A 9,081-nucleotide genomic window follows, 5' to 3' on the forward strand; every position below is an offset into this window, starting at 1 on the left:
TAACGTATAGAAATTATGAAAAAGATATATAGCATTTATTTCCTTTTAGGCTTGTTTGTCACCGCTCTTTATTCCTGCGGTGAAGATTTGGCTCCCGTAGGGCCGGATATAACGGAAGCTACACACTTCCGCAATGACGGGCCTTACCTTTTCTATGAAAACGGTAAGCTTAAAATACTGGAAGTCACGAAAGATAATACGCTTAGCATCCGTGAGGAGTCCGGTCTGCCCGCCGGTCTGAAACTGGATGTGTATTCGGATGATAATAAATTCCTCTTCCAAGTGCCGATTGACAAGATTGAGAACTTTGAGCGTCCGGCATGGAATGACCCTACTGTGTATGGAAAAACCTTTGCCGTCTCCGACCTTCACGGACGTTTCGACTTGTTTGCTGCTATCCTGAAAACAGGACAGGTGATTAACGACCAATATGAATGGATATATGGCAACAATCATCTCGTTATTGACGGTGACATCTTCGACCGTGGCGCGGACGTGCTTCCTATCTTATGGCTTATCTATAAACTGGAATTTGAAGCGCAGGCTGCGGGCGGCAGAGTAACGACCATATTGGGCGACCATGAAGAAATGGTGATGCGTGACAATCTGAAATATACGTTTGCCAAATACAACAACCTCTCACAAAAGGCAATGAATATGACTTACGGAAAGATGTGGGGACTAACGAATGTAATGGGGAACTGGCTGCGTTCTAAAAATACTATTCAGATTGTAGGTGATAACCTATATGTACACGCAGGATTGAGCAAGACTTTCATGGAACGTACGGAGACTATTCCCGAAATTAACGAACTGGTGAGCAAGAGTATCTACCTCACGAAAGAGGAACGGAAGAAGCAATTCCCGGATATAGCTGATTTTCTTTATGATGATGACTATGACGGACCATTATGGTATCGTGGAATGGTGAAAACCAGTAGTAGTTATAATCCAATAAAAGAAGCGGATGTCACTAAGTTATTGGGCGATTATAATGTTAAGCGCATAATTGTCGGGCATACGGAAAATAGCCGTATAAAGTTTAACTATGGCGGGAAAGTCTGTGACATTTGTGTCAACCACCCTGACGCTTTTGAAGATGAGGAAACCCGTGCTGTGCTCATTGAAGGAGAAAGTATTATGGCTATGAATGATGAAGGGGAATTGAAGAAGATTAAATAGTTGTAATCACAATAGTTATCAGAAAGAGAAAAGAATATGAAGACTCGTTTTTTTAGATTATTCCTTTCTACACTTGTACTCGTATTAATAAGTTCCGGCATAAGTGCCGGAACTTATCATTCGGGGGATAAGAAGAAAGACCACAAAGAGAAGAAAGAACAGAAGGATAAATTGTCCGGTGACGGGCCTTACATACTTTATCAGCCTGACGGCAGTGCGCGTGTTATCAGCGTTAATAAGAAAGGAAAGATTACCGACAAGACTTATGCTGTATTACCCAAAGATTTCAGTTTTCGTGTCACAGACCACAAAGGAAACTATCCGTTCGATGTAAAACTTCATCCGTTGAAACGACCGGATTGGAAATATACCCGTCCGGAAAAGGTATTTGTGATGTCAGACCCTCACGGAAGATTGAATTGCGTTATCAGCCTGTTGCAGGGAAACGGGGTCATCAATGATAAATATCAGTGGAGTTTCGGCAAAAATCACTTGATTATCATTGGAGATGTTTTCGACCGGGGTAAAGACGTACTGCAAATCTTTTGGTTATTCTATAAACTGGAAGACGAAGCAACTAAAGCCGGCGGGCACGTCTCTTTCCTTTTAGGCAACCATGAAGCCCTTGTTTTGTCTAACGACCTTCGCTATACAAAAGATAAATACAAGCAACTGGCGCAAAAGCTGGGGAAGGAATATCCTCAACTGTTCGGTTCTGATACGGAACTGGGGCGTTGGCTTGCAACCCGCAATACGATGCAGATTATAGGTACGGACTTATATGTACATGCCGGATTGGGTAAGTTGTTTTATGATAAGGATTTAAGTATTCCTACGGTGAATAGGGAAATGAGCAAGGCACTCTTTATGAGTAAAAAGGAGCGTAAGGCACTTTCTCCACTCACTGAGTTTCTGTATGGTAATGATGGGCCCATATGGTATCGCGGACTGGTGAGGACAGACGAAAAGTATAAACCTTTAGAAAATAAAGACCTGCAAGAAATCCTGAAGCGTTATAAAGTAGGACACATCATAGTGGGACATACTATTTTTAAAGATATCTCCACTTTCTACAATGGGCAGGTTATCGGCGTTAACGTTGATAATAAGGAAAACCGGGAGAAGAAACGTGGTCGTGCCGTGTTGATAGAAGGTACTACCTATTATGTAGTAGGCGATGCAGGCATCCAGCGAAAGTTATATTAGGCTGGGGATTCCGGGTAGCATCCGGAATTTTCGCTACACAGTGATTTCTTGCATAGCATTTCCGCTATAATATAATGCCCTCTGCCAATCTTCAAAAGACTGACAGAGGGCAGTTACCATGACGAGAAAAAAAACGAAGTTTATTGCTTGGCTTCGTTATCTTGTTTCAACAGAAATTCATCAATAGCTTTCTTTAGCTGCTCCTTGGGCATGGCATCTTGCATAATTCTCGGTTCTTCCTTCATCGGAATCAGCAGCAGGGTGGGGATGCTGCGGATGCCGAATGCAGCAACTAAATCCTGCTCTTTATCTACGTTAATCTGATAGATATCCACTTTACCGCTATACTCTTTTCTTTATTTATTTTCTCTGATGCAAAGATAGGGGGATTACAGTTCCTGCGAAATGGCAATTTGCCCGGAACACTTGGCGAAATTTCCTTTCGACAGTTAGTTAATGCTAAAAAATGTCTTTTATTCTTTGGAAGAGAAGAAAATAAGCATTACTTTTGCCGCGATAAAATGAGTATTCACCCTTTAAAACAGTTGGAAAGGGTATAAATTATGCTGGAACAATAATATTTTCAATTTAGGACTAAGTTGTCTCGTCGGGAGGATGAGGCTTTGCAACTTTTTGTTTTCTTACGCTTACCGCAATTCTACTATTACGCGGTAATGGTTGATTAGTCCTGCAATCACATTTTTTATTTTTAAAATAATTCACTTCAATGCTGTGAATGGATGTTTTGTATCCGTTTCCGAAGCATTGGTTATACCGTGTATTACATTGTCTGCCGCCTGTGGGGTGGTCAGGGAATGCTGTATGCGAACAGAAAAAAAGTATGGGAATACGATTAAAAGATTTAAGTAAACTGGGATACCGGGATAATGTAGCTCGTAGTCTGGTAGTGGATATTGTAAGCAAACATTGCAAGCATGTCACCAAAGAACAGATTGAAAAGACATTGGGTGATATACTCGAACATCCCGAATCTTATAAAAACAACGAAATTTGGAATAAGCTCGCCGAACGCCTTTCGCCCACTGTGATAGCGAAGGACTTCAGGACTTATGATTTATCGGACGAGCCGCTGATGTATAAAACCTACGGGGGAAAATTCATCGAGACGCTCGCCAAACAGCAAATGAACCTGGCAATGCGCCTGCCCGTGACGGTAGCCGGAGCACTGATGCCCGATGCCCATGCCGGCTACGGGTTGCCTATCGGCGGAGTGCTTGCCACCGACAATGCGGTGATTCCGTATGCCGTGGGAGTTGACATCGGCTGCCGGATGAGCCTGACAGTATTTGATGCCAGTATTGATTTCCTGAAACGGTATTCGTATCAGATGAAGGAAGCCTTGAAGGATTTCACCCATTTCGGTATGGACGGCGGATTAGGCTTTGAGCAGGAACATGAAGTGCTGGACAGGGAAGAATTCCGTCTGACTCCTTTATTGAGGGATTTGCAGGGAAAGGCGGTACGCCAGCTTGGAAGTTCCGGTGGTGGAAACCATTTTGTGGAGTTTGGAGAAATAACTTTGCAAGAACGTAATGTGCTGAATCTTCCCGAAGGAAGTTATGTGGCTTTATTGTCACATTCCGGTTCGCGCGGACTGGGAGCTGCCATTGCCAAACATTACAGTCTGTTGGCGCGTGAAGTATGCCGGCTTCCCCGTGAAGCGCAGCATTTTGCCTGGCTGGACTTGGATTCGGAAGCAGGGCAGGAGTATTGGATGAGCATGAACCTGGCAGGAGACTATGCCCGTGCCTGCCACGAACGGATTCATCTGAACCTGGCGAAAGCACTGGGATTGAAGCCGCTTGCCAATGTCAACAATCATCACAACTTTGCCTGGAAGGAAGAGATTGCTCCGGGACGTATGGCAATCGTGCATCGCAAAGGGGCTACTCCGGCACAAGAAGGACAACCGGGATTGATTCCCGGCAGCATGGCTACAGCAGGATACCTCGTTTGTGGCAAGGGAGTGGAAGACGCTTTGAACTCTGCTTCTCACGGTGCAGGCAGAGCCATGTCCCGCCAAAAGGCGAAGGACAGCTTTACGCAATCGGCTTTGAAGAAGATGTTGTCGCAAGCCGGAGTGACCTTGATTGGCGGAAGTGTGGAAGAAATGCCGTTAGCATACAAGGACATCGACCGGGTGATGCATACGCAGGAGACGCTGGTGGAAGTACAAGGTAGATTTATGCCTCGTATCGTACGAATGAATAAGGAGTGATGCGATGAAAGAGAAAGTCTATTTGCAGATAACTTCCGGCAGGGGACCTGCGGAATGTTGCCGGGTGGTGGCATTGGTGCTTGAACGAATAGTGAGACAGGCACAGGCAAAAGGATTGAAAGTAGAGATGATAGAACGGGAAACAGGTCCGGTGAACCGGACGCTGCTTTCGGCTACAATCTCTCTTCAAGGCGCAGCTAGCGGTGAATTGGTTGATGAATGGGAAGGAACGGTGCAATGGATTGCTCAAAGCCCGTACCGCATTTATCATAAGCGTAAGAATTGGTTTGTCGGCGTACATTCCTTTGTCCTGTCCGAAAGTCAGGAGGCAACGGAACATGATTTCCGTTATGAAACTCTGCGGGCTTCCGGTTCGGGCGGGCAACACGTCAATAAAACTGAGTCTGCTGTCCGTGCGGTGCATATCCCGACAGGGATGAGTGTGGTAGCTTCCGACCAACGCTCGCAATGGCAGAACAAGAAATTGGCTACGGAACGCTTGCTGGTGAAGCTCTCGTCCTGGACAATGGAACAAGCCATGATTCAGGCACAGGAGAATTGGAGCAACCATAATCATCTTCAACGGGGAAATCCGGTGAAGGTGATTCAAGAGCCGCTCATCTAGCTGTGCGATTTAAGAATTTAGTAATTAATTAAAAAAAGAAGAAGAAAATGATATCAGAGAAATATGGTCGTACCTATCACTATCCGTTCTCTCCCGGAACGACTAGTGATGACCGGATTAATCATACGTATTGGGAGGACATCCAACGGATTGGGGCATTGGTACATACCGAAAAGTTGGACGGAGAGAATAATTGTTTGAGCCAGTGGGGTGTCTTTGCCCGTTCGCACGCTGCGCCGACCACTTCACCGTGGACGAGGCAACTGCGTGAACGTTGGGAGTTGATAAAGAATGATTTAGGTGATATAGAAATCTTCGGAGAGAATCTGTATGCCGTACATTCTATTGAATATCAGCGGTTGGAAACGCATTTTTATGTGTTTGCGGTTCGTTGCATGGACCAGTGGCTGTCATGGGAAGAAGTGAAGTTCTATGCGGCTTTATTTGATTTTCCTACTGTTCCGGAGTTGAAAATAGAGCCTGTTTCCGGTTTGACGCCGGAGCTTCTGAAACAGGAAATCATCCATATGGCACAAGAACCGTCGGTCTTCGGTTCTTGCGACCCGTGGACAAAAGAGGCTTGTACCCGTGAAGGGGTAGTCAGCCGTAATACCGAAGAGTATCCGGTAAGCGGATTCGCGCAGAATGTATTTAAGTATGTGCGGAAAGGGCACGTCAAGACAGACGAGCATTGGACGCGTAACTGGAAGCGTGCCCGGCTTACCTGGGAATTTGCTAATGAAAAGGAGGAATAAGTTATGGATTGGAAATTGATAGAAGATAAATCGTGGAGCTCACTCGAACAACAGTTCGGGTGGGTGCGCGAAATGAATAACGTTCCGCAGGATACTCGTTATCATGCGGAAGGGAATGTAGCGGTACACACTCGTATGGTGTTGGAAGCATTGCAGCAATCTGCTGCTTATCAGTCTCTTTCTGCTTTGGAGAAAGAAATAGTATGGTCAGCCGCATTGTTGCATGATGTGGAGAAACGTTCGACCTCTGTGGATGAGGGAGAGGGGAGAGTGTCTGCCAAAGGACACGCCCGGAAAGGGGAATACACTGCCCGTACTATTTTATATCGGGATTGTCCTGCCCCCTTCCGTATTCGGGAACAGATTGCGTCTTTAGTCCGTTATCATGGGCTACCCATTTGGCTGATGGAAAAGCCGGATTCTGTAAAAAAGCTCTGCGAGGCTTCTTTGCGGGTAGATGCATTATTATTGAAGATACTGTCCGAAGCCGATGTCAGGGGACGTGTCTGTGACGATAAAAAAGAGTTGTTGGAAGCTGTGGAACTATTTGAGATTTTCTGCCGCGAACAGGATTGTTGGAACAAACCGAGAGGGTTTGCCACTGATTATGCACGCTTTCATTACTTCCATACAGCGGGCAGTTATATTGATTATATCCCTCACGAACAGTTTAAATGTGAAGTCACGATGTTGTCAGGGCTTCCGGGAATGGGGAAAGATTATTATATCCAATCTTCCGGCATGGATATGCCGGTGGTGAGCCTGGACGCCATTCGTCGAAAGTACAAATTGAGCCCTACGGACAAATCAGCGAACGGGTGGGTAGTGCAAACGGCAAAGGAAGAAGCCCGGACGTATCTTCGCAAAGGGCAGGATTTTGTTTGGAATGCAACAAATATTACCCGTCAGATGCGGGCACAACTGATAGACTTGTTTGTGGATTATGGCGCAAAAGTGAAGATTGTCTATCTGGAACAACCGTATCACACTTGGCGTCAACAGAATAAGAGCAGGGAATATGCACTTCCCGAATCCGTACTGGATAAGATGTTGGATAAACTGGAGATTCCTTTGTTGACGGAAGCGCATGAAGTGGTGTATCATGTGGTATAATCAAGGAGTATTATACTCTGGCTTTTCAAACTATTTGCAAATTAATTTGCAGGATATTAGGAGAAAAGCCGGAGTTATCATTTATTTCTTGAGTATTCTCTTTAAATAGTCGATACTCGTTAAGTTCACTGTTTCGAAAACACCTTTATAAAACACGGCGAAGTTATTGAAGACACAAGGCAACTCCTTTGCTTTTTGTAGCGTATCCACTTGGATGAAAGATACAGGAACGTCATTTGTTTCACAATACTGTTTTATTCTGTCAATGTATTGAGAGATATAAGGGCATTGCATATCATGATAAATCGTCAGCTCTTTGTTTTCAATTTCTAGCTTCTTGGCGTTTGGCGCAAACTTGGGTGTTGTTCCGTCAAAAGAGAGAGCAAGCAATTCATATCCATTATCAGTAGTATCGACAACCTCAAAGCCGAACTTCTTGGCAAATGCCTGGTCGGAAAGCCAGCTCTTTTGTTTTTTTGACCCAAGCATACACACACCGGATTTACCTTTCTCTTTCGCATCAGCCAGACAATACTCCATGAGTGATTTTCCATACCCTTTTCCTTTGGGGCTACCCAGTACCCATAAACAATACAGATAATAATAGTTGTCGCCGACGATAGGAACCCAAGCTGTTTCAAGAGGGGCATATTCGATAAAAACCGTAGCCTTTGCATTTAATTTTCTAAAGACATGACCTTCGTTGAGCCGGTCGGAAAGCCATTGGCGTTTGGCATCAATACCCGGATGAGACTTCTTACTGCGGATAATGCAACATAAATGCTCGTCGGCAAGGTTTTCATTCGTCAGGTTTATAAAATCAGTATTCATGTGTACGTTTGTTTTAAGTTTGGACATTATCAATTAGTAAGATGTAATTGAGCCTATCTACTATCATTGTTGATTGATTATGAATACAAATGTAGCGAATTTATGTGATAGTATACTTTCCTCGGAAGCTTTTTGTGCAAAACAGAAAAGTAAGAATCGCTATATGATATTCAGATGTAATTTGCAATGACAAAACAAGATTTAAGTTGATACTATCTAATAAGTTGTTATTAAGTGATTTTGTTAGAAAGCATTCGCAGGCGGTTAAACTGTTGAATGCTTGGGTTGAGAAGGTATCGGAAGCTATCTGGCAGAGTCACAATGATGTAAAAGCCACATTTCCCTCGGCAGACTATGTAAAAAACGGTAGATATGTGTTCAATATAGGAGGGAACAAATATAGGATTGTGGCTGTTGTATTATTCGTCGGTGGAGTGATGGAACTGAGGTTTGTAGGTACTCACGAGGAATATGATAAAATAGATTGTTCAGAGATTTAATTTTTTGAGCAGTTAGTTGAATTGGGCTAACCAACTTAATAAAAATAATTATGGCAGACAAAAGCATCAACTGCATCACAACACGGGAACAGTATGATGAAATACGTTCTCGTATGGATGTATTAATTAAAGAAGCAACGAAAAAAGGATTGCTGGAGCCGGGAGAGGATAACGAATATGTTCGTGAAATATCCCGTCTTGCTAAACTAAGTGCAGAATATGAAGATAGTTTTTTGAATATTCTGCCTTTGAGAGTGAAAAATCCGCTTATTCAATGTATGGAAGACTATTTTTATAGTCGGAATTTAAAACGTAAGGATGCAGCGGAATTATTGGGGGTAAATGAGTCTGTATTTAGTCAGATAATGAATGGAAAAAGAAAAATTTCCGTCTCGTTGGCTAAAAAGTTATATACAGATCTTAATATCAATGCAGATTTGATAATTCAAAATTTGTAATAAGTAGAATAATTCAATAAAGGGTAGGCTTATCAAGTCTACCCTTTATTGAATTATTCAGAAAGAATTTGTTTGGAATCGCATGGACTTGAATAAAATATTCTACATAAGGTTCTTCGTCAAATTTGGTGGTAATCTCTTTTTTATTTCGATGGTTTTCCTCTTCTTCTTC

Annotated in this window: 9 protein-coding genes and 1 pseudogene; 8 read left to right on the forward strand and 2 right to left on the reverse strand. The window is 43.4% G+C overall.

Features of this window, described 5'->3' with window-relative positions; all coding sequences use genetic code 11:
* Positions 1–15: 15 nt before the first annotated feature.
* Positions 16–1,182 carry a metallophosphoesterase gene (locus RDN93_RS06525; protein ID WP_308744744.1) on the forward strand — a complete coding sequence of 389 codons (1,167 nt, stop codon included), beginning with the start codon at positions 16–18 and terminating at the stop codon, positions 1,180–1,182.
* 36 nt (positions 1,183–1,218) lie between these two features.
* The gene (locus RDN93_RS06530; protein ID WP_308744745.1) at positions 1,219–2,388 is read left to right on the forward strand and encodes a metallophosphoesterase; all 1,170 of its coding nucleotides are present in this window, start codon (positions 1,219–1,221) and stop codon (positions 2,386–2,388) included.
* A gap of 140 nt (positions 2,389–2,528) precedes the next feature.
* Here the strand turns inward: RDN93_RS06530 and RDN93_RS06535 are convergent.
* A pseudogene (locus RDN93_RS06535) lies at positions 2,529–2,741 on the reverse strand (thioredoxin domain-containing protein); the annotation flags it as partial.
* Between the two features lie 488 nt (positions 2,742–3,229).
* Between RDN93_RS06535 and RDN93_RS06540 the strand changes: the two are divergent.
* Genes RDN93_RS06540 through RDN93_RS06555 form a run of 4 tightly spaced genes read left to right on the forward strand, consistent with a single transcriptional unit; the run spans position 3,230 to position 7,120 of the window.
* Positions 3,230–4,627, forward strand: a complete 1,398-nt coding sequence (locus RDN93_RS06540; RefSeq protein WP_308744746.1) for an RtcB family protein — start codon at positions 3,230–3,232, stop codon at positions 4,625–4,627.
* A 4-nt stretch (positions 4,628–4,631) separates the two neighbouring features.
* Positions 4,632–5,252: a peptide chain release factor H gene (gene prfH, locus RDN93_RS06545; protein ID WP_308744747.1), complete on the forward strand. Its 621-nt coding sequence runs from the start codon at positions 4,632–4,634 to the stop codon at positions 5,250–5,252.
* Between the two features lie 47 nt (positions 5,253–5,299).
* Positions 5,300–6,007: an RNA ligase family protein gene (locus tag RDN93_RS06550; protein ID WP_308744748.1), complete on the forward strand. Its 708-nt coding sequence runs from the start codon at positions 5,300–5,302 to the stop codon at positions 6,005–6,007.
* 3 nt (positions 6,008–6,010) lie between these two features.
* Complete coding sequence (locus RDN93_RS06555; protein ID WP_308744749.1) at positions 6,011–7,120, forward strand: AAA family ATPase; 1,110 nt, start codon at positions 6,011–6,013, stop codon at positions 7,118–7,120.
* Between the two features lie 81 nt (positions 7,121–7,201).
* Here the strand turns inward: RDN93_RS06555 and RDN93_RS06560 are convergent, their stop codons facing one another.
* Positions 7,202–7,951 carry a GNAT family N-acetyltransferase gene (locus RDN93_RS06560; protein ID WP_308744750.1) on the reverse strand — a complete coding sequence of 250 codons (750 nt, stop codon included), beginning with the start codon at positions 7,949–7,951 and terminating at the stop codon, positions 7,202–7,204.
* Positions 7,952–8,157: 206 nt separating this feature from the next.
* Between RDN93_RS06560 and RDN93_RS06565 the strand changes: the two genes are divergently transcribed.
* Positions 8,158–8,451, forward strand: a complete 294-nt coding sequence (locus tag RDN93_RS06565; RefSeq protein ID WP_308744751.1) for a type II toxin-antitoxin system HigB family toxin — start codon at positions 8,158–8,160, stop codon at positions 8,449–8,451.
* 50 nt (positions 8,452–8,501) lie between these two features.
* Positions 8,502–8,909 carry a helix-turn-helix domain-containing protein gene (locus RDN93_RS06570; protein WP_308744752.1) on the forward strand — a complete coding sequence of 136 codons (408 nt, stop codon included), beginning with the start codon at positions 8,502–8,504 and terminating at the stop codon, positions 8,907–8,909.
* Positions 8,910–9,081 lie beyond the last annotated feature (172 nt).

It is taken from the genome of uncultured Bacteroides sp., from assembly GCF_902491285.1.
Lineage (GTDB): Bacteria > Bacteroidota > Bacteroidia > Bacteroidales > Bacteroidaceae > Bacteroides.

What these genes read in the sequence shown, in the direction of transcription:
- RDN93_RS06525 (WP_308744744.1), top strand. Translation starts at nt 16, where the DNA reads ATGAAAAAGATATATAGCATTTATTTCCTTTTAGGCTTGTTTGTCACC.
- RDN93_RS06530 (WP_308744745.1), top strand. Translation starts at nt 1,219, where the DNA reads ATGAAGACTCGTTTTTTTAGATTATTCCTTTCTACACTTGTACTCGTA.
- RDN93_RS06540 (WP_308744746.1), top strand. Translation starts at nt 3,230, where the DNA reads ATGGGAATACGATTAAAAGATTTAAGTAAACTGGGATACCGGGATAAT.
- prfH (WP_308744747.1), top strand. Translation starts at nt 4,632, where the DNA reads ATGAAAGAGAAAGTCTATTTGCAGATAACTTCCGGCAGGGGACCTGCG.
- RDN93_RS06550 (WP_308744748.1), top strand. Translation starts at nt 5,300, where the DNA reads ATGATATCAGAGAAATATGGTCGTACCTATCACTATCCGTTCTCTCCC.
- RDN93_RS06555 (WP_308744749.1), top strand. Translation starts at nt 6,011, where the DNA reads ATGGATTGGAAATTGATAGAAGATAAATCGTGGAGCTCACTCGAACAA.
- RDN93_RS06560 (WP_308744750.1), bottom strand. Translation starts at nt 7,951, where the DNA reads ATGAATACTGATTTTATAAACCTGACGAATGAAAACCTTGCCGACGAG.
- RDN93_RS06570 (WP_308744752.1), top strand. Translation starts at nt 8,502, where the DNA reads ATGGCAGACAAAAGCATCAACTGCATCACAACACGGGAACAGTATGAT.